Origin of the sequence: Sporosarcina sp. Marseille-Q4063, from assembly GCF_018309085.1 — a bacterium.
Taxonomy (GTDB): domain Bacteria; phylum Bacillota; class Bacilli; order Bacillales_A; family Planococcaceae; genus Sporosarcina.
Genome location: NZ_CP070502.1, coordinates 824,632 through 845,765, shown reverse-complemented (window position 1 = coordinate 845,765; position 21,134 = coordinate 824,632). Strand labels below are relative to the sequence as shown.

Genomic DNA, 21,134 nt, shown 5'->3' with positions numbered 1-21,134 from the left:
TGACGAAAAATAAAAGCTCGTCAGTTTTTTCATGGAAATTATTAATTCTTCACAGACTCAATCTCTTCCGTTAATACAACAAGTTGATCAATCAATTCGCCGATATAAGCGATAGTATCACGTAATGGTTTTTCCGTCGTGATATCGACACCGGCCATTTGTGAGAGTTCAGCAGGTGATTTTGTTCCGCCGGCTTTTAAGACTTCCAGCCACTCATCGACAGCTGGTTGACCTTCTTCTAGAACGCGTTTCGAGACTTGTGTGGAAATGGTCAGACCAGCACTATATGTGTAAGGATATAAGCCCATATAGTAGTGAGGCTGGCGCATCCATGTCAGTTCAGCACCTTCAGTAATTTCAACGTCTTCGCCCCAGAAATCTTCAAGAACGCCGCGTTTCAATTCATTCAACACAGTCGCGTTTACGCTGCCGCCCGCGTCAATGCGGTCGTAGACTTTGCGCTGGTAAGCTGCCTCCAATAAATGCGTGACAAAGTTATGGTAATACGTTCGTGAAACGATAGATGAAATCACCCAACGTTTGAATTTCGGATCATCCGAGTTTTTCAGCAAGTGATTCGCCACCAGCATTTCATTCATCGTGGATGGTGCTTCGACGAAATACATAGACGGACGTGCGTTAAAAACGTTTTGTTCACGGTTCGCATTGTAGAAATGACCCGCATGCCCGAGTTCATGAGCTAGAACGAATACATCTTCCATGCTGCCTGTCCAAGAAATCAGGATGTACGGGTGGTAGCCGTGCGGACTTGAACAGAATGCGCCGGTCGATTTTCCTTTATTCTGCGCAAAATCGATCCAACGTTCTTCGTATGAACGATCGACCATATTGATATAGTCGTCTCCCATAATTTCAAGCGCATCGTCAATATATTTTTTGGATTCTTCAATAGTGATTTTCGGTTCATAAGCAGGGTCAAGCGAAATCTTCAAATCCGCGAACGTCATTTTATCCAATCCATGAACTTTTTGAAGCAGTTTCGCGTATTTGCGCATATGCGGTGCAAGTTCCTTCGTGATCAAATCGATTTGGCGATCGTACATCGATTTATCGACTTCTTGATTGAACAATAAATAATCGAAAACCGAATCGTAGCCGCGAACATCAGCTGTCGTTTTTTCAGTTTGCAATTGCATATCATATGTTTTTGCAGTTGTATGTTGATAGTCTCTCAATTTTTTTGAAAATGCATCAAATGCAGCACGGCGTTTAGCTGTATCTGTTTCGGATTCCCAGTCGCCTTCAAATGAAACATAGCTTAATGGAAAACTTTTTCCGTCAACTACGAAATCATCAAACGACATGTCAACCATTTTCGTCGTATTGTACAATCCGTAAGGCGCATTGAATGTTGAAGAAAAGGCAGCTAATGTTTTTTCAACTTCAGGGTGCAGTTGATATTCTTTTTTCTTAATCAATTTCTCCAAGTAGTTTTTAAAATCGGGAGAAAGCTTCATAGCTTCTTCAAGCGTCTCAACAGGTAACTCTAGAAGTTCACTGTTTACAAATGATAGTTTACTATTCACTTTTGCGGATGTAGAACTAAATTTACTTGAACGCATTTGTGCTTCATCATTCGTTTGGTCAGTACTGGTAGCAAGGCTTGTATATGTGCCAACAGGAACGATTTTTTCGAATAAAGCCAAATAACCTTTAAGGGCCTCATTGACTGATGTCGCATCTGTAATTTTCCCGTTAAACTTTTCGGCATAAGCGTCTACTTCGTTTTCAAGCTCCACAACTGCAGCGTTATAGTCTTCTTCAGTTTTGAATAGATCTTCTAGATTCCAAGTTTCTTCTAATTTAACTTCTGAACGTAGTGGTAAACTTTTAACCATTCTCATCTCTCCCTGGGTAGTCCAACTGTGTGAACTTTTATATATTACGGTAAACGAACTAATTAATAGTATATAACACAAAAGCCAAAATGTAAAAACGAATCAACACTTTGGCAACTTTCAGATAGAAGTGGTATATTTACTTTTTAGATAGACGTTCAATTTCCTCAGAAAGAACAAAGGCTAGGTCGAAATTACCGAAAAGTTGCAGGACATCCATCATAGTTTCATTATCAATTTCAAGATGGTCAGCGTCATCCATTTCCTTCAAAACCTTCTGTAAAGAAGCATTTTCCTGTTGGTCAGGATAAGCCCGCGCGTACAACTCATTCGGATCAAGCTCATGATTAACGCACCACTGTGCAAATAACTGAATCATCAACTGCTCATCTTCCTGATATTTTTGAATAACTTGTTCATCGATACTTTTAAACTCCATGGCTATTAACTCCTCTTTTACTACTTTTACTATAAGTATATATGAAAACCAAGTAGTTAAGGGGAACTCAAGTTTCACGGAAGACATTCAAAAGGCGAAGGTACCTTCTATCGACCGATCGGCGGGTCAATCGAATTTGGCGAGAAGTCCAGTAGGGCATTGATTAGGGAGTATTATGAGGAATTAATGGTAGAGATTATTATTGGTAGTTTAAGTTTAATAAAGCGTAGGAGGTATATGTACGGAGTTATTCCGAAAAATCGATGTGAGAGAATTGTTCCACTTTAAGGTGGTGCAATTCATTTCAGTTTACGAAAGGAACATGTCATGAATCAAAAAGAAATGAGCGGAAAAAACAGAATCGGATGGAGTCAATATACTTATGAGGCTTGGCAAGCTAGGCATGGGTCACCCAAGCAATTCGCCAAAAAACTGAAAGAAAACCCGGAAAAGCCTGTTCAATATTATCTAGATGAGCTTGGAGAGGTTTCAGGTAAACGGGTTTTGAATTTACTGGGGTCAAAAGGGAATAAAGCCGTTTGTTTTGCATTGTTAGGTGCGGATGTAACGGTTGTCGATATTTCACCAGAAAATCAAAGGTATGCGTTGGAACTTGCAGATGAGGCTGGCGTTTTCATTTCTTATTTTGTAAGTGACGCACTTGATATTGATGAAAACCTACTTTCAACCTTTGACATCATTATTCTTGAAATGGGTGTGCTCCATTATTTTCTTGATCTTCACCCGTTATTTTGTAAAGTCGCAAAACTTATGGATGAAGCCAGCATATTTATACTGAGGGATTATCATCCTTTTATTTCTAAAGTGTTGGATTTTGAAAATGGTATTCTTGCAGCTGAGGGAGACTACTTTAACGATGATTGCGTTGAGGTTGACGTAGCCTATTCGCATTTATTAACAGAGAAACAACGGCGAGATTTAAAGAAAAATGTCATTCGAAGATGGACGATATCCGAAACAATCAACGCTTTAATATATTCTGGGTTATCGATACGAAAAATGAAAGAAGACAAAGGGATCAGGTGGACTTTTCCAAAGGATGCCCCTAATGGAATCGAAAACCGGCTGCCAGGTACCTATGCAATCCATTCAACTTTAAAGTGAGTGTGAATAATTATTACCTTGGAGGAAATATAAATTGGATGTTCGATTGGTGAATTTGTCTGTTGACATGAAAGAACGATATATGAATTATTATTTGGAATGGAAAAATGCGGGAGAAAAGATGAATCCTGGCATACTCAGAAACATGAATCCTAATCGATTTGAAGAAATGGTGAAGGCTCTTCATGAATTCGAAATAGGTAATGGAGCAAAAGAAGTCCCGGAATCCGTCTACTTTCTTGTAAATGAAAAGGACCGCATTTTGGGTGCGGTCACAATCAGGCATTCATTAACGGAAAGAATCTTCAACACGGAAGGGCACATCGGGGCGGGAATTCGACCATCCGAGCGTCGCAACGGTTACGCAACGAAAATCCTTGAGTTGGCATTGGTGAAATTGCGGGGTTTGGGTATACAAAAAGCACTTGTTACATGCAATGAAGATAACATCGGTTCTGAAAAAGCGATTATAAAAAACGGCGGAGTTAGGGACAACGATTTTCTTGAATCGCACGGAAATATTGTGAAAAGGTATTGGATAACGCTTTGAAATTAATGGCTACAATTGATCTTTTCCGGAACACAATCCCTAACTACCACCACTTTTCAATCAAGTTTGATTACTAATAAAAAACTGTACAAGCCAATCAACATTTAAAGGTCCATCAACAATTTCATAATACAATATTGAATTCTGGATTATTAAGTCTTCCGTTACAATAATACTTAATGTATTTCCATTTTCATCTTGTAGACTGATGCTAAATTGTTCAACATTATCAAATGGATCGATTTCTTCGGGTGCGAGCTTTCGGACATGGTAATTTTGAAGGAAATATAACAAACTTTCAATTTCACTAGGCTCATCAACAATCCAAGATTTAGAATCAGAACCCGCAATCGCCGGTTTAGTAAAAATAAGTGAGCTAAAATGTGCGTTCATCGGAGCAAGAATTTCAGAGAATCTCTTTTCTTCATATTCTTGATAAGACTGCAACATCACATATGTTCCACCAATCATCAGCGCGATTAGTAGAATTGCTCTCATTTTCATCTTTTATTCCTCCTGCAACTCGTTTCTATAGTATACGCATAGAGACTACAATAATTTGTACTCGTCAAACTTTAATAAAATTAGTAGTATGATATAATTATAATTGTGGGAATATTATGAAGGGGTGATTTGAATATGACAGTAATAAGAAAGGTTAGTCACGCAATTCAAGATGACTATCCAGATGATTTTGCTTGGTGCTTTGGCTGCGGGCGATTAAACGAGGATGGGTATCATTTTAGAACCGGTTGGGATGGGGAACAAACGGTTACATATTATGAACCGGCCTCGAAACATATCGCCATTCCGGGATTTGTATATGGCGGCTTACTCGCTTCATTCGTGGATTGTCATGGTACTGGATCGGCAGCACTCGCATTACATCGAAAAAATGGACATGAACCGGGACGCGGGGAAGAACCACCGCGATTTGTGACGGCTTCGTTGAATGTTAATTATTTAAAACCTACTCCACATGGCGCATTGTTGAAAGCTATTGGAACAGTAGAAGAGATTCATCCGAAGAAATGGAAGGTATCCGTAGAAGTTTTTGCAGATGACACACTTTGCGCAACTGGGGAAGTTGTCGGAGTGGTAATGCCTGCATCCTTTGGAAATAAATAACCATGAAAAAGCCGGTTTCTTACGGCTTTTTTCTTTTGTGGATAAAATATGATCAATATAGCAAGACTATAAAGAGAGCGGATAGCTGAAATGATTTCGATGAAGAACGGGGGAGTAGAGAGTGAAAGTAGTAGGAATATATTTGGCTGCGGGAGAAAGTCAGCGCATGGGTACCAATAAATTAGCGCTTCCTGTCGGTAAAATGTCGTTGGGCAGTTTAGCTTTGGATACAGCTTTGAATTCAACCCTGTCTAAAGTGTTCATTATTATTCGAAACGAAGATGACGCGAGTTGGATTGCGCTAGACATGTTAAATAACCCGAAAGCGGTAATCGTAAAATGTCCAAATGGTGATTTGGGACAGGCTGAGTCACTTCGTTGTGGCATTGAACAGGCCGAAAATGAAAAGGCGGATGCTGCAATGGTCATCCTTGCAGATCAGCCTTTTATAACGGTCATGATGTTGGATGAAATTATCGATTGCATGAAATCCAATCCCACATGCAATTATGTCGCAACAACCGACAACGATTTGCTTATGCCACCCGTACTATTTTCAGCAACGTTGTTTCCTGCATTGCTGGATATAGATGGCGACACGGGCGCACGGGCAGTTTTACGTGGAATCCCTCGAAATATGGGGAGGCAAATTCCATGTAAAGATAAAAGATTTGTTTTTGATGTCGACACGTCAGCCGATTATAAAGAGTTGCTATCATAGTTTCATTCAAACTGAAGCGGAGTTAATGCCTTTGTTTCATCAATGAAAATAAAGGCATCATATCGCTCACTAATTATTGATGGCACATAATTGCCCTGGGCTTCATGTTCGGGATGATAAACGACACCAATCGCGCGGTGACCAAACCATCTTGCAAACGATTCTCGGTTTTCTTCATTAAATATAAGCATTTTATTGAACGCGCCGGCTTCATGTAGCGCATACTCCCATGAATCTTTTTTAGCCGAGGGAACATTCATGACTTCAAAAGGAGCCGCCCATTGCTCACCTGCAATCACAGTTCCGCGGTGGGTACCGAAACCTATCGCGTAAACATATTCTTTAGGATTTTGCTCGCGAATTAATTGCCCGACATTAACCATGCCATGATCCTTCATCGTCGTCGCCCTGGCATCCCCGATATGGGTATTATGTTCCCAGACGATTACTTTAGCGTTCTCACCGTGAAATTTTCGAATCTCGTTAATCGCTTCTACCATATGTTCATCGCGAACATTCCAAGATTTTGCATCGCTTTTAAAAGAGGTGCGATAATACGCTTCAGCATTTTTCACAACTAAAGCATTTAGTTTTAAATTAAGACGCTGTTCAAATTCAATCGGATAAAGTTTTTCATTTGCTTGAATCGCAGAAAACAGCGCTTCTACTTGAGCGGTGCAACTTTCTGGGAAATGCGCGGTAGCCATTGCATAATGTTCGGTCGAATGATTAAAGCCTTCGAAGCAATCGGCAACGTTTTTCGCGAGTTTATAATCTTCTCCGGTTGGATCTGCGTCCGTTAAATAAGTAACGACTTTTTCGATGGATTCAAAAAGGCTGTATAAATCAATACCGTAGAAACCGACCTTTTGACTTGTTTCTAGTTGTTCGTTATGCGTTTTTAACCAGTTTACCAAACGGGCAACTTCATCATTTGCCCACATCCAGGTGGGCCACCGATTGAATGCTTTTAATGCTTCTTTAGTTGTCATTTTCCCATCCTCATATCCTTTTATATACTTATTAACTTGACGGGACGGCGGCCAATCGCCTTCGACTGCTATGATTGAAAATCCTTTTTCTTCGATGAGTCTCTTCGATAATTCCGCACGAACCGAATAGAACTCCGATGTCCCATGGCTAGCTTCTCCTAATAATACGATGTTCGCGTCTCCAATGGATTCAAGAATAGTAGCCAGATCATCATTTTTCTCGAAAGGGATTGAATAATCTTGGATGGCTTTAAGTAGTGAAGTAGTCATTATAAAAACTCCTTTATGAATTAACGTATTGTCTAAGTATGCCCAAATTTAAGTCAACCTAAAAGAAAAAATGTCGTGACAGGAAGTCTAAATAAGGTACAATGAAACTAACGGAAAAATCAAACAGAGGTGATAGAGTTGCTATTAGCGTTTGGTATAGTTGCGGTAGTCATGTGCGTTCCCATAACAGCAATCATTACAGAACACAAAAGAAAGATCGCGAAAATAACGATTGAATTAACGCGTGAACAAATCGAACTCGAACAGCTGAAACAACAGAACTTTGTAATTGAAACTGAGAAAATGAAGTTAGAGCTTGAAAAAATGAAATTAGACTTTACGCCAAACCCAAACGAAATTATGAAAATATAACGATTAAGCGAGGTTTGTTGACATGAGCAAAGATAAACTTAATCCTCCACAGTACAATGATTTAATCGGCGATATCTTAAAAAAACACACAGCTGACGGCGGAATGGATAATCTTAAAGGCGCTGGAAAACCGCTTTCAAAAGAATATTTTTCTGGGGACACATTTCAACATTTTCAACGAATTGCACAGGATGCGGGTTATAAACCCCATTGGTTAAAGCTTCGTCACGAAATACGAGATGACCTTCTTTCAGTTATTGATTTGATTACTTTGCGAACCGATTCCGAGATAAACGAACTTATCATCAACATAAACGAGAAAATTAGCGAATACAATAAAGCATGTCCGCCGCCGCTGCAAAAAGGTCAGGTATCGCAACAAAACATAAAAGCTGCTTCAGAACATTGGTGACATAATGAAACTTTCTGTTTTACCAATCGTATAGTAATGTACAAGGAAAAAATGGAGGTTTTCATATGGAAAATACAGGTATGAAAGTATTGATCCATGCAAGTGCTTTTTTCGCGCCTTATTTAGTACCCATTTTAATGTTCTTAATAAGCGATGAAGAAGACATTAAGAATTTATCTATTCAGGCAGTCCTTTTTCAGCTAGTCATTGGCGTTCTATTCACCATATCGGTAGTCTTGTCCGTCTTTCTAATCGGCATTCCATTTGCAATCGGATTTGGTATCATGTGGATTGTCGTTCCAATTATCGGCATCGTCAAAGCGCTTAAAAACGAACGGTATGATTACCCGATTGTTGGAAGATGGGTTCAATAATATTTATGTCAATAAACGCATCCGCGAATGATAAGCGGGTGCGTTTTTTTATTGAAAAAAACGTGCGTTTTTTGATTTTAAATATTATTCATGTATGCGGAATTATTTGAATATGTTAGTATAATAGAAATGGAGGGAATACAAAAAAACAAAAGGGGGATTAAAATGAAGCTCAAATTTAATTTAGTGACACAAATCTTCATCGCATTTGTACTAGCTATAGTTTTGGGAAGCATTTTTGGCAGTTCTATTGACTTTTTAAAGCCTCTGGGGGATTTATTTTTAAGATTAATTAAATTTATCATTGCACCGCTTATTTTATCAACGCTCGTTGTGGGGGTAGCGAGTTCATCAGATCCGAAGCAATTGGGACGGATTGGATTAAAAACAATCGCTTATTATTTAGGGACAACAGCAATCGCAATTATCATCGGTTTGGCAGTTGCTTTTATGATTTCACCAGGGAAAGGTTTAGATATATCTACGGAGGGACTTGTAGTTCCTGAAGCGGCAGCTCAAGAGCAAGAAGGGGCCATTGCAACAATTCTAAATATCATTCCTACAAATCCTTTTACCGCTTTAGCTGAAGGTAACATTTTGCAAATTATTTTCTTCGCATTGTTTATCGGATTAGCCATTACATTTGTCGGTGGAAAAGCCCAACCCGTCTATCGGTTTTTTGAAGGGTTTGCGGAGGTTATGTACAAAATAACCGGAATCGTCATGAAAGTGGCTCCGATCGGGATTCTTGGTTTGCTTGCACCGATTATCGGCCAGTACGGAGTTTCCGTATTATTGCCTTTACTTAAGGTAATTATTGCCGTCTATCTCGCATGTGTACTCCATGCAGTAATTGTCTATTCTACGGCTGTTAAAACATGGGGTAAAATGAGTCCGCTCAAATTCTTTAAAGGCATTTCACCAGCAGCGCTCGTTGCATTTAGTACTGCGAGCAGTGCGGGTACTTTGCCAGTGACCATTAAAAACACCAATGAAAATCTTGGCGTTCCAAATAAAATATCGAGTTTCGTCTTGCCGCTTGGCGCAACGATTAATATGGACGGGACAGCAATTTACCAAGGAGTCGCAGTAATTTTTATCGCACAATTCTATAGTTTGGATTTAACATTCATGCAGCTTCTGACTGTAGTATTAACCACTGTATTAGCATCAATCGGTACTGCAGGAGTTCCCGGGGCTGGGATGATTATGTTGGCGATGGTTCTAACATCCGTCAATATGCCGCTTGAAGGAATCGCACTGATTGCGGGTATTGACCGAGTCTTGGATATGATGCGCACAAGCGTCAATATTGTCGGTGATGCATCGGCTGCAGTTGTTGTAGCGGGTACTGAAAAAGTTGAAAAAGTACCCCTAAGGCCTGCTGAATAATTACGTAAAAAAACAGGAACTGGAATACCTAGTATCTCCAGTTCCTTAATTATAAAACTGCGTTACATACAGTTATTTATAGAGAAGAAGTTTGGAATATTGGTACCAAATAAATATATTGGAATAAAGAAACGACCTTTTTTGTTATTTAATCGCCTTTTATGGGAATAGTAACTGATGGAAATAAATAATCTTAAGGGGGTAGAATTGTCATGAATAAAATTGACGAACAACTTTCACAACAGATACCTCTACAGGACAATCCAACTGAAGAATTTCAAGGTATGATTGAACCAAGAATAGAAGCACGTGCTGAGCGTTCTTATATCGCTATCCCAATTGAAGCCACTTTAAAAGAATGGGATAAAGTCAATGCTCTATTTGAAGAACTTTTTGAATGGATGAAGAAAAAAGGTCTTCAACCCAATGGTGCCCCGTTTTTTCGCTATTGGGTAATGAGTGACAGGAATATGAAATTCAAATTAGAAGTTGGAATCCCTGTTGTTAATGCGACATTTGGTGATGAGAGGGTCACCGCGGGGACTACTCCAGAAGGAAAATACGTTATTATTGACCATAAAGGACATCCAGACCGTATACAACAAACATCTAATTTGCTTGAAGAGTGGTCGGAAAACCGTGGATTGACATTAGATAAAAAAGTGCAGGGTAACGAAGAAATATGGGGCGGCAGGTTCGAATACTATTTAACAGATCCAGCGATAGAGCCGGATCTTGATAAATGGTCGATTGAAATTGCTTTTAAGATTAAAGAGTGAACCAATAGAATAAACCTCATCCTCACATGGAATATCGTGGGTATGAGGTTTATTTTTTATTAATAAGGCTCTGCTTCATGGCCTTTTTGATTGGATTGTTCTGGCGCATCGTCACCGTCTCGATTTCCAAGGGGTTTTCGGCTAGATCCACCTTTGGAAGCCTGTTTGAGTCCTTCGCGCAAGCGTCTCCCGTATTCATCATCCGCATCTTCGGCAAGTGCAATCATTTTATCTTGAATGCGCTTGTCACAATTCGAAAGATCCGCGACCAAATTGGCAATTAAATCATCTTTTTCCCAGTCTTCAAACATGCGGTATGTTTCGCCTGCTTGCTTGGTGTTGCTTTGTCGTTCGATAGATTCACGAACCAAATTTCCTTCCACATAAGGCGTATGTTCTTTACCGTTTTGTTCCGACTCTTGCAATCCGCCCAAAATCGATGGCTCATAGTTAATATGAGGATTTTGACCAGGGGAACGGTCCAGCTTATATTGCATTTGACCGCCAGTTTGATTTGTTGCGACACGTTTTTTGGGTGCGTTAATTGGCAGTTGTAAATAGTTCGCGCCGACGCGGTGCCGCTGCGTATCGGAGTAAGAGAAAGTCCGCCCTTGCAACATTTTATCGTCAGAGAAATCCAATCCGTCAACAAGGACGCCCGTACCAAATGCAGATTGCTCAACTTCGGTGAAATAATCTTCAGGATTTTTATTTAAGATCATTTTCCCGACAGGCATCCATGGAAATTGGTCTTCAGGCCACAACTTCGTATCGTCCAACGGGTCAAAATCCAGTTCGGGATGTTCGTCATCACTCATAATTTGAACGAGGAGCTCCCATTCGGGATAATCACCTTTCTCAATCGCATCATATAAATCCTGCGTTGCGTGATTAAAGTTTTCTGCCTGAATTTCACTGGCTTCTTTTTGCGTCAGGTTTTTAATCCCTTGTTTCGGTTCCCAATGATACTTCACGAGAACAGCTTCGCCTTCGTTATTTATCCATTTGTACGTATTGACGCCGGATCCTTGCATCATGCGGTAGTTTGCGGGAATGCCCCACGGCGAATAAATGAATGTGACCATGTGGAAAGATTCAGGCGAGCTGGCACAGAAGTCGAAAAACCGCTCGCTGTCTTGAATATTCGTTATCGGGTCAGGTTTAAATGCATGGATCATATCGGGAAATTTAATCGCATCGCGAATGAAAAAAATCTTCAAGTTATTTCCGACAAGATCCCAGTTTCCATCTTCGGTATAAAACTTCACGGCAAATCCGCGGGGATCACGTAGGGTTTCAGGGGAATGACCGCCGTGAATAACAGTTGAAAAACGTACAAAGACGGGGGTTTGTTTCCCTTTCTCTTGGAAGAGTTTTGCGCGCGTATATTTCGAAACTGGTTCGTTACCGACTGTTCCGTAAGTTTCAAAATAACCATGCGCACCAGCTCCGCGCGCATGAACGACTCTTTCAGGGATACGTTCTCTGTCGAAATGACTGATTTTCTCCAGAAAATCATAGTTTTCTAAAACAGCGGGTCCCCGATTTCCCACGGTACGCAAGTTTTGATTGTTCGTGACGGGGTGTCCTTGTCTGTTTGTTAATGTATTATCCTTTTCTTCATTCATGTCATTAATGGATTGATCTTTTGTCATATTTATTTCCTCCTATTTATTTTAGGTAGTCGTATTGTGGCGCTTTTTGGTCGCCGTCGAAACGTTTATTTATACTCTTCTCTATTTAGAAGATAATAATTCCTTTTTATTAATAAATAGCGCTTTTGTGCAACGCGAGTTCTAACTCTGTATAATAAATGCAATGTATTATTAAAAGGATGTGTGTTTTATGACGACAATTGGATTTGTTCGGCATGGCGTGACAGCTTGGAATAAAGAAGGTAGAGCGCAAGGGAGTTCGGATATCCCGCTTGACGAAGAAGGTATTCAGATGGCAGAACATGTTGCCAATCGATTAGAAAATGAACAGTGGGATGTCATTTATTCTAGTCATTTAATTCGTGCGAAAAAGACCGCGGAAATCATCGCGGAAAGAAAACCAGGTATCGAATTTTTCGTGGATAATCGTTTACGTGAAATAAGCGGCGGTCAAATTGAAGGAACGACAGAATCAGAAAGGATTGAAAGATGGGGAGAGTCGTGGCGTGAATTAGATTTGGGCATGGAAACGCATGAGGAGCTCATTACTAGAGGCATGGCGTTTATTGAAGATGTAAAGGCGAAACATCCAAATGAAAAAGTTTTGGTTGTTAGTCATGGGAGTTATATTCGTAGATTAGTGAGAGAGCTTGTAGCGGATAAGGAGCTAGACGATAGTTTAGGTAACACATCCGTCACGGTTGTAAAGCTTCAAGACGAAACGAATTACTGTGAACTATACAATTGCATGGCTCATCTGAAGGAAGCCAAATAGGTGATATCAAAACACGAGGTTCATTATGAAATATAATGAACCCCGTGTTTTTTATAAAGAAGGAATTATTCATATCTTTATAGAAATAGATGTATAAAAGGAGTGGATGTTTTTGTGTTAGTCGTAAAACAAATTAATCCTGAAGATACCTATCAAATTAGACATACTGTCTTACGCCCCAACCAAACAATAAACGATTGCAAATATGATGATGACTTTAATGAGAATGCATTTCATCTTGGTGCTTTCCTAAATGGCAAACTTATCAGCATCGCTTCTTATTATGAAGAACAAAACAAAAGTTTTGATGGGAAAATACAGTATCGACTAAGAGGAATGGCCACATTAAATGAGTTTAGAAATCTACGAGCAGGCAGCGCACTGATAGAATTTGCGGAAACAATCCTCAACGATCGACTTGCTGATTTATGGTGGTGCAATGCTAGGATTTCCGCAAGTAGTTACTATGAAAAATTGGGGTTGAGCGTATTCGGTGATGTGTTTATTATCGATCCGATAGGACCGCATAAATTGATGTGGAAAAAAATAGCCGGAAGAGAAACCAATCATTCACTTTGACAAGTTACCTTGAATTCGAGATAATGTAGCATGTAAAGGAGTGAACGATAATGACCAAAAAAACAATGGGAATCCACCATATTACAGCGATTGTAGGCGACCCACAGGAAAATGTCGATTTTTATGCAAGTGTATTGGGATTGCGTTTAGTGAAGAAAACGGTAAACTTTGGCGATAAAGTACGCTATCATTTATATTTTGGAAATGAAGAGGGTGCCCCTGGAACGCTGATTACATTTTTTGCTTGGCCAGGTGTAGAGAACGGTAAAGTCGGCGATGGTGAAGTCGGTGTTTCTTCATACGTGGTTCCAGTAGGTGCCATGCAATTTTGGAGAAATAGACTTGACGACTTTGAAATTTCGTACACTGTAACTGAGCGGTTCGGCGAACAATACTTACAATTCCAAGACCCACATGGCCTTCTTTTAGAAATTGTGGAACGCGAAGAAGGCGCGCCAAACAAATGGGGATTTGGAGGAGTAACTGAAGATGTTGCGATTAAAGGTCTCGGCGGGGCAACACTATTTTCCGCAAAGTCAACCGAAACAGCGGATGTGGTGGGAAATATACTAGGTCTTGAGTTAGTTGGCCGTGAGGGCGACTATATTCGTTTTAAATCCGAAAGTGAATTGGGGAATATCATTGATATAAAAGCGACTTCATTTGGTAAAGGCGAACAAGGACCTGGTGTTGTGCATCATATTGCTTGGCGAACAAAGGATGACTCAGAACAGTTGGAGTGGAAAAGTTTCGTCGAGAAAACTGGCTTTGAAGTGACTCCAGTAAGAGATCGAAATTACTTTAAAGCAATATACTTTACTGAGCCCGGGGGCATCCTATTTGAAATTGCCACGGATCAGCCTGGATTTGCCCATGATGAGTCATTAGAAACGATGGGTGAAAAACTAATGCTTCCAAAACAATTTGAAGGCGAAAGAAAAGAACTTGAAAATATTCTGATTCCAGTAGAGGTTAGAGAGATTAAGTAATTGAGGAGTGAATTCATTGATTTCAATCGACCCTTCGAATAATAAGGAAAGAGATAATTATAAACTCATGATTGGCAGTATTATTCCAAGGCCGATCGCATTTGTGACGTCTTTGGCTGAAGATGGAGTGTTGAACGGCGCGCCGTTCAGTTATTTCAATATCGTATCTTCCAATCCCCCTATGATTTCGGTTACAGTTCAACATAAGGGGAATGAGAAAAAGGATACGGCACGCAATATTCTTAACAAAAAAGAATTCGTCGTTCATATTGTAGATGAAACTAATGTTGAAAAAATCAATGAAACGGCTGCGAACCTTCCTGCGAATGAAAGTGAAGTCACCGTTGCTGGATTGACTCAGATACCAAGTACAATCATTACAGTTCCGGGTGTTGAAGAAGCTAAAATCCGCATGGAATGTACATTGGAGCATGTGGTTGAATTTGATGGAAGCGATCTTATCATCGGTAAAATCGTTCAATTTCACATTAGTAAAGACATCTATGAGGATGGAAAAATTGATCCAAGAGGACTTGGCGCAGTGAGTCGTTTAGCTGGAAGTAGCTATGCGAAAGTCGGAGAAATATTTGATATTGAAAGACCGAAATAACTTTTTTAAAAAGCTCCCAAAGTTTAGGGAGCTTTTTGATTTAGTTTCTACTATTTTCATATAAAGAAAGTTTTGTATAAATCGTTTCTAAAATTGGGACTGGTATATTCTGTTCATGAGCATGACGCAGCAAAAGGATATCTTTAATCGCTTGTTCTAAATGATAAGATTTAGTCGATAGAATGATCAAATCATATGTTTCACCAGTATTAATATTCTTGGTAATAAGTTTAGGATTTTGTATTGAATTTCCATGGTTGCTCACAATTTTTAAACCACTTGCTTCAAGACTCGCTTTACGTTTTTCCCTTACTAGAAAAGTAACATCTCGTTTTATCTCCAATAGCCTGCCACCGAAGTATCCACCGATTGCACCTGCTCCTACAATTAGAATGTTCAAATGATAACTCCTCCTGTAAATTCAATACTTAAACTATTCACTACAATTATATACTATCTTTCAATTGGGATAAGCTCTAGGGGTGGCTTATATTAAATGGCTCTGTTTATTTGATAACGGAAACCATATCTATATAGTAAGAAGTAGGGTAAGGTTCATTTTTATTGAGTTTAGAAAGAGGTTGATCAGTTGGACAAGATTATGAAAGCAAATTTCGAAAACCTAGAAGGGCCAGACAAAGAACTTCAATACGAGGCATTCACGGCTATCTTAGCCGCTACTCAGGAAAAAGTAGATTGGGCTTATGAAGTTTGGGATGAATTAGTGGACTGGCTAACGGATGCCGATAATCATCGAAGATCACGCGCTGCCCAATTTCTTGCTGGGTTGGCAATAAGCGATTCTGAAAAAAGAATACTTACTGTTTTTCCAACACTTTGGGAAGTGACGAAAGATCCGAGGTTCGTGACTGCAAGACATAGCTTGCAAACTATTTGGCGAGTTGGCTTAGCCGGTGAAGAACAAATGCTTCTCGTCATTAGCCATTTCATTGATCGCTTTCAAAATGGTGCAGATGAAAAGCATTACACATTAAGACGTTTCGATATGATTCAAGGCTTGAAAAATCTTTATGATGAATTAAAAGATGAAAATATAAAACAGACGGCTTTTGAGTTGATTGAGTTGGAAGAAGACCCGAAATATCGAAGGAAATATAGCGGTGTTTGGAAATGAATTATACCTAATATAAAAAGGGATGCCTCAATGCATCCCTTTTTTGAGTTAACTTATCCAAGTTGTAAGTTCTTTTGCGTCTGTACGTTTTCTCGAAGCGGGTTCTACATCAGGATAACCCAGGTAAACAAAGGCTACGACTTCTCCCTGTTCTGATAGACCAAAGAATTCAGTTACTTTTGGATTGTAGCAAATTGAGCCTGTGCGCCATATTGCACCCAGACCAAGGGCATGTGCTGTCAACAACATATTTTGGACGCCAGCATTCACTGCAGCAAATTCTTCTTTTAAAATGACTCTATTTCGGTCGCTCGGTTCAACGCCTACTGCAATAATGACCGGTGAACGTAATGGGTTATTTTGGTTTCGTTCAATTACTTTTTGGCTAGCCTCCGATTCTAAATCTTCGAGTTCTGACTTTGCAATCTCTACAAAGACATCACCTAATTTTGTACGGCCTTCACCCGACAAGACGAAAAAACGCCAAGGTTCTGTTCGGAAATGGTTGGGTGCATAAGTTCCAGATTCAATGATTTGTTCAATTAATTCAGTTGGTACAGTTTTATCTTCCATTAATGGGACACTTCTGCGTGTCCTGATTGCTTCATGTATGTTCAATAAATTAACCTCTTCTCTTAATAATATTGCTATCTGTCTCTATTAAGTATAGCGATTTACGGCATATATTCCAAGAGTACCGAATTATGGGTTATACTCAATAGATAATAAAATGATTGGAAAATAATGAAGGAAGTGAATTTAATTATGTCCACAAAAACAAAATCGATCGTCGGTAATCCAGTTTATACCGTTATGTTCGCAATCGGTGGCGTTCATTTATTAAATGATTCATTGCAAGCAGTTATACCTGCCATGTTCCCGATACTTGAAGAAAGCATGGGCTTGTCCTTTACCCAGTTAGGTCTAATCGCATTTGCGTTAAATATGGTTGCATCCGTCTTACAGCCCGTTGTTGGCTACATAAGTGACCGGAAACCAAGACCCTATGCACTTCCGATTGGAATGACCTTTTCACTTGTTGGAATAGCCGGACTTGCATTTGCACCAGAATATTGGATGATTCTTGTTTTCGTGGTATTACTCGGATTTGGCTCGGCAGTATTTCATCCGGAAGGGTCAAGAGTGTCATTCATGGCGGCGGGATCGAGAAGGGGACTGTCGCAATCCATCTATCAAGTAGGCGGTAATTCGGGGCAAGCACTTGCGCCGTTAATCAGTGCATTCATATTGGTTCCGCTTGGACAAAAAGGTGCTGCGCTATTTATATTGGTTGCTGCGCTTGCAATCTTTATATTGATGAAAATATCTGCCTGGTATAAAGAGCAACTAGTGCAGGAAAAGTTGAACAATCGCAAACGTGTCATATTATCCACGATGGCGGACTTAACGAAAAAACAAGTCGGCGTAGCGCTCGGCTTATTGTTGGTAATCATATTCGCAAGGTCATTTTACGTGATCAGCATTACGAACTTTTACATATTCCATTTAATTAAATCTTACGGGCTATCCATTTCTGCAGGGCAGTTATGCATCTTTCTATTTTTAGCGCTCGGGGCGGCGGGGACATTTTTTGGCGGGCCGATGGCAGATAAAATCGGAAGAAAAAACGTGATTGTACTTTCACTTTTATTGCCAATCCCGTTTAGTATTTTGCTGCCATATGTTCCGTTATGGGCGGTTATCGTTTTGCTAAGTATCATTGGTTTTTTCATCATGCTCAGCTTCTCGGTTACAGTCGTTTATTCACAGGAGCTTGTGCCAAGTAAGATTGGGACAATGGCTGGTTTAACAGTAGGGCTTGCTTTTGGAATGGGGGCAATTGGATCAGTTGTGATTGGAATATTGATGGACCATATCGGAATTTACAACACGATGATTGTTATTTCCTTCCTTCCAATTATCGGGCTTGTCGGTTTAGCGTTGCCGCGAGATCAAAAAATTGTTGAAGCAAAATAATGATTGCTTATTCGCCAAACCTTTACTATAATGAAGTGTTGTCAATTTTTGTGAAGGTAGGTTGAATAAGTTGTCTCCAAATCAACGAAAAAAGTTATTGATCTTAATGATAAATATGTTTATCGCTGTGGGAAGTTTCGGTATTATTATTCCGATTTTACCTGCCTATTTACTATCAATTGGTGAGGGCGGGAAAGCAGCGGGACTTATGATTGCGATATTTGCAGGTGCACAGCTAATCATGTCGCCAATTGCTGGAAGATGGGCAGATCAGTATGGTCGAAGAGTGATGATTATTGCCGGACTTAGTGGATTGGCACTTTCGATGTTCGTTTTTTATTTCTCAGATTCGATTACAGTCCTGTACTTATCGAGAGTAATTGGCGGAGTCGGGGCTGCGCTTTTAATTCCTGCGATTTTTGCCTATGTAGCTGACATTACAACGATGGAACAGCGCGCAAAAGGAAATAGTATGATTTCCGCAGCAATGTCGCTTGGAATTGTTATTGGGCCGGGGATTGGCGGATTTCTAGCTGATTTCGGCTTGAAAATGCCTTTGTTGGTTTCAGCAATTGTAGGGCTGGCTGCAGTCGTTTTCTCCGCAGTCATGTTAAAAGAAAGCAGAGATGAAGAAGTGGAATTGAATGCTACGAATTCAGAGCCGATGGTGAAAGAAATCATCCAATCGTTTAGCAAACCATTCTTTGTCCCGCTTCTGATTACGCTCGTCATGAGTTTTGGGTTGATGGCCTATGAATCGGTGCTCGGATTATTCGTTGACAATGAATTCGGGGCGTCACCAAAAGACATAGCTATTCTTGTGACGTCGACTGGGATTGTCAGTACAATCATCCAATTGTTCGCGGTTGACCGAGTTGTACGGAAATTTGGTGAACCAGCTGTGTTGACTATTTCTCTAGGTGTAGTTGCGGTCGGTTTTTTATTGTCAATATTTTCCACGACGTACGTGATGTTTTTTGCGGTTACGTTAATTATCTTTCTTTCCACCTCAATGTTGCGTCCTGTATTGACCACGCTCATATCCAAGTTAGCTGGGAATGAACAAGGCTTTGCCATGGGCATGAACAATGCCTATATGAGTATCGGGAATGTTTTAGGACCAGTACTTGCCGGGATTTTGTTTGACTTTAATATTATTTATCCATTTATTTTAGGGCTAATCGTTCTGGTATTAACAACGATTGGTTCAATGCGATGGAAGGCGCCAAAAAATATTATCTCTTAATAGACAGGCAATCCATATAAAAATGGATGCCTGTTTTTTTCATTGGATCAATAACTATGTAATATTGGGGAATACTAGTAACAAAATAAATATAAAAAACGCATTTGAAGTTTAAGCGTAAATCGTTTAGGGTAGTAAAATATGAATGAATAAAAATAGGGGTCGGTATGTTTTGGATAAGAGGTTTTGGAAGAACCCGGTTTTCTCAATATCAGCAGCAGTGATTTTAATTTTAGTTATTCTCGGAGCAGCTATTCCAGACGAGTTTGGAAAAGTCGCTGAAAAGCTTTACGGATTTACAACAGTTAATTTTGGTTGGTTTTACTTACTTGCGGTCTTTATCGTAATTGTATTTCTCATCGCGTTGGCAATCAGTAAGTATGGTGTCATTCGAATTGGTGGAGATGATGAACGCCCGGACTATCCATTCTTTACGTGGATCGGCATGTTATTCTCGGCAGGATTCGGGGTTGGACTTGTATTCTGGGGTGTGGCGGAACCGATGAGCCATTTTTTTACTTCGCCAATGGAAGGCATAGAACCGCAATCAGAAGAAGCGGCTCGAATCGCAATGGGCTATTCATTTTTTCACTGGGGAATCTCCCAATGGGCTATCTTTGCAATTGTCGGACTCGTAATCGGATTCTTACAGTTTCGAAAGAAAAAAGACGGACTTATTTCTACAGCTTTAGAACCGCTAGTGGGATCTAACAAGACAGTAAAAACCACAATTGATTCTTTCGCTGTTATTGCGACTGTAATGGGGATTGCAACCTCACTCGGTCTAGGGATTTTACAGATGAGCGGTGGACTAGATTCTGTCTTTAAAATCGGCAGCACATTTTGGGTTCAATTAATTATTGCGGTAATTGTTTTTATCGCCTATATGATCTCCGCAACGACCGGGTTAAATAAAGGGATTCGTTATTTGGGGAATTTCAACTTAGGAATGGCAATTGCGTTATTAATATTTATTTTCGCGGTAGGACCTAAGGTATTTATTTTAGATACTTTTACGTTGGCAATCGGCGATTATATTACCAATTTCATTCAATACAGTTTGCGATTGCAACCGTATCAGGGCGGTGCTTGGGTACGTGATTGGACAATCTTCTATTGGGCTTGGACGATTGCTTGGTCCCCGTTCGTCGGCGCATTCGTTGCTCGTGTTTCCAAAGGTAGGACAATCCGGGAATTCATAGCAGGCGTAATGGTGATTCCACCGGTATTTGCTTGCATGTGGATCGCGACTTTAGGCGGGACAGCTTTGTATAGCGATTTGAATAATGGCACAAAAATTGCTGAAGCGGTAGACGCAGATGTAACATCCGCTATCTTTGCAACATTTGAACATGTCCCATTTACAGGTTTAATTTCCGCATTATCCATTTTATTAATTTTTACTTTTCTAGTTACTTCGGCAGATTCTGCTACTTATATATTGGCAAGTATGACGACAAAGGGAAGTTTATTTCCTCCGTTATTGGTTAAAATGGTTTGGGGTGTTCTAATGTCGGCAATTGCTGTAGTCTTATTGTATGCTGGCGGTTTAGAGGCGTTGCAATCAGCTTCGCTCGTATCCGCTTTACCATTTACAATATTATTAGTGCTCTTGGTTTTTTCAATGTCAAAACTTCTTAAGCGAGAACCAATTACGGTCCGTTCATCTGATGTTAGACGTTTTACTCGGATTGAGAAGGAAGCGAAGAAAAGGGCGATTGAAAAAGATTTAAATAAAAGAAAAAAATAATAAAA

General features: G+C 39.9%; 24 protein-coding genes. 17 read left to right on the top strand and 7 right to left on the bottom strand.

Going from position 1 to position 21,134, the window contains the following annotated elements; all coding sequences use genetic code 11:
- Positions 1 to 41 precede the first annotated feature (41 nt).
- Both pepF and JSQ81_RS04310 read right to left on the bottom strand, forming a co-directional pair.
- Positions 42 to 1,859, bottom strand: a complete 1,818-nt coding sequence (gene pepF, locus JSQ81_RS04315; RefSeq protein WP_212606499.1) for an oligoendopeptidase F — start codon at positions 1,857 to 1,859, stop codon at positions 42 to 44.
- A 139-nt stretch (positions 1,860 to 1,998) separates the two neighbouring features.
- Positions 1,999 to 2,298, bottom strand: coding sequence for a hypothetical protein (locus JSQ81_RS04310; RefSeq protein ID WP_212606498.1), 300 nt, complete (start codon positions 2,296 to 2,298; stop codon positions 1,999 to 2,001).
- A gap of 327 nt (positions 2,299 to 2,625) precedes the next feature.
- On the opposite strand from JSQ81_RS04310, the gene JSQ81_RS04305 reads away from it, so the two are divergent.
- Both JSQ81_RS04305 and JSQ81_RS04300 read left to right on the top strand, forming a co-directional pair.
- Positions 2,626 to 3,423: a class I SAM-dependent methyltransferase gene (locus JSQ81_RS04305; RefSeq protein WP_212606497.1), complete on the top strand. Its 798-nt coding sequence runs from the start codon at positions 2,626 to 2,628 to the stop codon at positions 3,421 to 3,423.
- Positions 3,424 to 3,457: 34 nt separating this feature from the next.
- Complete coding sequence (locus JSQ81_RS04300) at positions 3,458 to 3,973, top strand: GNAT family N-acetyltransferase (protein ID WP_212606496.1); 516 nt, start codon at positions 3,458 to 3,460, stop codon at positions 3,971 to 3,973.
- 60 nt (positions 3,974 to 4,033) lie between these two features.
- Here the strand turns inward: JSQ81_RS04300 and JSQ81_RS04295 are convergent, their stop codons facing one another.
- A complete protein-coding gene (locus JSQ81_RS04295) occupies positions 4,034 to 4,477 on the bottom strand; it encodes a hypothetical protein (protein ID WP_212606495.1) in 444 nt (147 codons plus the stop codon).
- 135 nt (positions 4,478 to 4,612) lie between these two features.
- Between JSQ81_RS04295 and JSQ81_RS04290 the strand changes: the two genes are divergently transcribed.
- On the top strand, positions 4,613 to 5,101 hold the full coding sequence (locus tag JSQ81_RS04290; protein ID WP_212606494.1) for a PaaI family thioesterase: 489 nt from the start codon (positions 4,613 to 4,615) through the stop codon (positions 5,099 to 5,101).
- A 121-nt stretch (positions 5,102 to 5,222) separates the two neighbouring features.
- The gene (locus JSQ81_RS04285; RefSeq protein ID WP_212606493.1) at positions 5,223 to 5,822 is read left to right on the top strand and encodes a nucleotidyltransferase family protein; all 600 of its coding nucleotides are present in this window, start codon (positions 5,223 to 5,225) and stop codon (positions 5,820 to 5,822) included.
- A gap of 2 nt (positions 5,823 to 5,824) precedes the next feature.
- Here JSQ81_RS04285 and JSQ81_RS04280 read toward each other — a convergent pair whose 3' ends face one another.
- The gene (locus tag JSQ81_RS04280) at positions 5,825 to 7,084 is read right to left on the bottom strand and encodes an erythromycin esterase family protein (RefSeq protein WP_212606492.1); all 1,260 of its coding nucleotides are present in this window, start codon (positions 7,082 to 7,084) and stop codon (positions 5,825 to 5,827) included.
- Between the two features lie 138 nt (positions 7,085 to 7,222).
- On the opposite strand from JSQ81_RS04280, the gene JSQ81_RS04275 reads away from it, so the two are divergent.
- The 5 genes from JSQ81_RS04275 (at position 7,223) to JSQ81_RS04255 (ending at position 10,413) form a co-directional block, all read left to right on the top strand.
- Positions 7,223 to 7,456, top strand: a complete 234-nt coding sequence (locus JSQ81_RS04275; RefSeq protein WP_249336629.1) for a hypothetical protein — start codon at positions 7,223 to 7,225, stop codon at positions 7,454 to 7,456.
- 22 nt (positions 7,457 to 7,478) lie between these two features.
- A complete protein-coding gene (locus JSQ81_RS04270; protein WP_212606491.1) occupies positions 7,479 to 7,868 on the top strand; it encodes a DnaJ family domain-containing protein in 390 nt (129 codons plus the stop codon).
- A 65-nt stretch (positions 7,869 to 7,933) separates the two neighbouring features.
- The gene (locus JSQ81_RS04265; protein ID WP_212606490.1) at positions 7,934 to 8,242 is read left to right on the top strand and encodes a DUF4870 domain-containing protein; all 309 of its coding nucleotides are present in this window, start codon (positions 7,934 to 7,936) and stop codon (positions 8,240 to 8,242) included.
- Positions 8,243 to 8,407: 165 nt separating this feature from the next.
- Positions 8,408 to 9,634, top strand: coding sequence for a dicarboxylate/amino acid:cation symporter (locus JSQ81_RS04260; protein WP_212606489.1), 1,227 nt, complete (start codon positions 8,408 to 8,410; stop codon positions 9,632 to 9,634).
- A gap of 212 nt (positions 9,635 to 9,846) precedes the next feature.
- Positions 9,847 to 10,413, top strand: coding sequence for a GyrI-like domain-containing protein (locus JSQ81_RS04255; RefSeq protein WP_249336628.1), 567 nt, complete (start codon positions 9,847 to 9,849; stop codon positions 10,411 to 10,413).
- A gap of 59 nt (positions 10,414 to 10,472) precedes the next feature.
- Here JSQ81_RS04255 and JSQ81_RS04250 read toward each other — a convergent pair whose 3' ends face one another.
- A complete protein-coding gene (locus JSQ81_RS04250) occupies positions 10,473 to 12,068 on the bottom strand; it encodes a catalase (RefSeq protein ID WP_305849479.1) in 1,596 nt (531 codons plus the stop codon).
- Positions 12,069 to 12,258: 190 nt separating this feature from the next.
- Between JSQ81_RS04250 and JSQ81_RS04245 the strand changes: the two genes are divergently transcribed.
- The 4 genes from JSQ81_RS04245 (at position 12,259) to JSQ81_RS04230 (ending at position 15,021) form a co-directional block, all read left to right on the top strand.
- On the top strand, positions 12,259 to 12,843 hold the full coding sequence (locus tag JSQ81_RS04245; RefSeq protein ID WP_212606488.1) for a histidine phosphatase family protein: 585 nt from the start codon (positions 12,259 to 12,261) through the stop codon (positions 12,841 to 12,843).
- Positions 12,844 to 12,957: 114 nt separating this feature from the next.
- Positions 12,958 to 13,422, top strand: a complete 465-nt coding sequence (locus JSQ81_RS04240) for a GNAT family N-acetyltransferase (RefSeq protein ID WP_212606487.1) — start codon at positions 12,958 to 12,960, stop codon at positions 13,420 to 13,422.
- Between the two features lie 50 nt (positions 13,423 to 13,472).
- Positions 13,473 to 14,411 carry a ring-cleaving dioxygenase gene (locus tag JSQ81_RS04235; RefSeq protein WP_212606486.1) on the top strand — a complete coding sequence of 313 codons (939 nt, stop codon included), beginning with the start codon at positions 13,473 to 13,475 and terminating at the stop codon, positions 14,409 to 14,411.
- Between the two features lie 16 nt (positions 14,412 to 14,427).
- Complete coding sequence (locus tag JSQ81_RS04230) at positions 14,428 to 15,021, top strand: flavin reductase family protein (protein WP_212606485.1); 594 nt, start codon at positions 14,428 to 14,430, stop codon at positions 15,019 to 15,021.
- 40 nt (positions 15,022 to 15,061) lie between these two features.
- On the opposite strand, the gene JSQ81_RS04225 is transcribed toward JSQ81_RS04230, so the two are convergent.
- On the bottom strand, positions 15,062 to 15,421 hold the full coding sequence (locus JSQ81_RS04225; RefSeq protein WP_212606484.1) for a 2-dehydropantoate 2-reductase N-terminal domain-containing protein: 360 nt from the start codon (positions 15,419 to 15,421) through the stop codon (positions 15,062 to 15,064).
- Between the two features lie 189 nt (positions 15,422 to 15,610).
- Here JSQ81_RS04225 and JSQ81_RS04220 point away from each other — a divergent pair, with 189 nt between their 5' ends.
- Positions 15,611 to 16,156 (top strand): hypothetical protein, encoded by a 546-nt coding sequence (locus tag JSQ81_RS04220; RefSeq protein ID WP_212606483.1) that lies wholly within the window; start codon positions 15,611 to 15,613, stop codon positions 16,154 to 16,156.
- A gap of 48 nt (positions 16,157 to 16,204) precedes the next feature.
- Here JSQ81_RS04220 and JSQ81_RS04215 read toward each other — a convergent pair whose 3' ends face one another.
- Positions 16,205 to 16,774, bottom strand: coding sequence for a nitroreductase family protein (locus tag JSQ81_RS04215; protein WP_212606482.1), 570 nt, complete (start codon positions 16,772 to 16,774; stop codon positions 16,205 to 16,207).
- 147 nt (positions 16,775 to 16,921) lie between these two features.
- Between JSQ81_RS04215 and JSQ81_RS04210 the strand changes: the two genes are divergently transcribed.
- The 3 genes from JSQ81_RS04210 to JSQ81_RS04200 all read left to right on the top strand — a co-directional run bounded on the left by JSQ81_RS04210 (position 16,922) and on the right by JSQ81_RS04200 (position 21,129).
- On the top strand, positions 16,922 to 18,133 hold the full coding sequence (locus JSQ81_RS04210) for an MFS transporter (RefSeq protein ID WP_212606481.1): 1,212 nt from the start codon (positions 16,922 to 16,924) through the stop codon (positions 18,131 to 18,133).
- A gap of 70 nt (positions 18,134 to 18,203) precedes the next feature.
- Positions 18,204 to 19,379 (top strand): MFS transporter, encoded by a 1,176-nt coding sequence (locus tag JSQ81_RS04205; protein WP_212606480.1) that lies wholly within the window; start codon positions 18,204 to 18,206, stop codon positions 19,377 to 19,379.
- A 172-nt stretch (positions 19,380 to 19,551) separates the two neighbouring features.
- The gene (locus JSQ81_RS04200; protein ID WP_371812507.1) at positions 19,552 to 21,129 is read left to right on the top strand and encodes a BCCT family transporter; all 1,578 of its coding nucleotides are present in this window, start codon (positions 19,552 to 19,554) and stop codon (positions 21,127 to 21,129) included.
- Positions 21,130 to 21,134 lie beyond the last annotated feature (5 nt).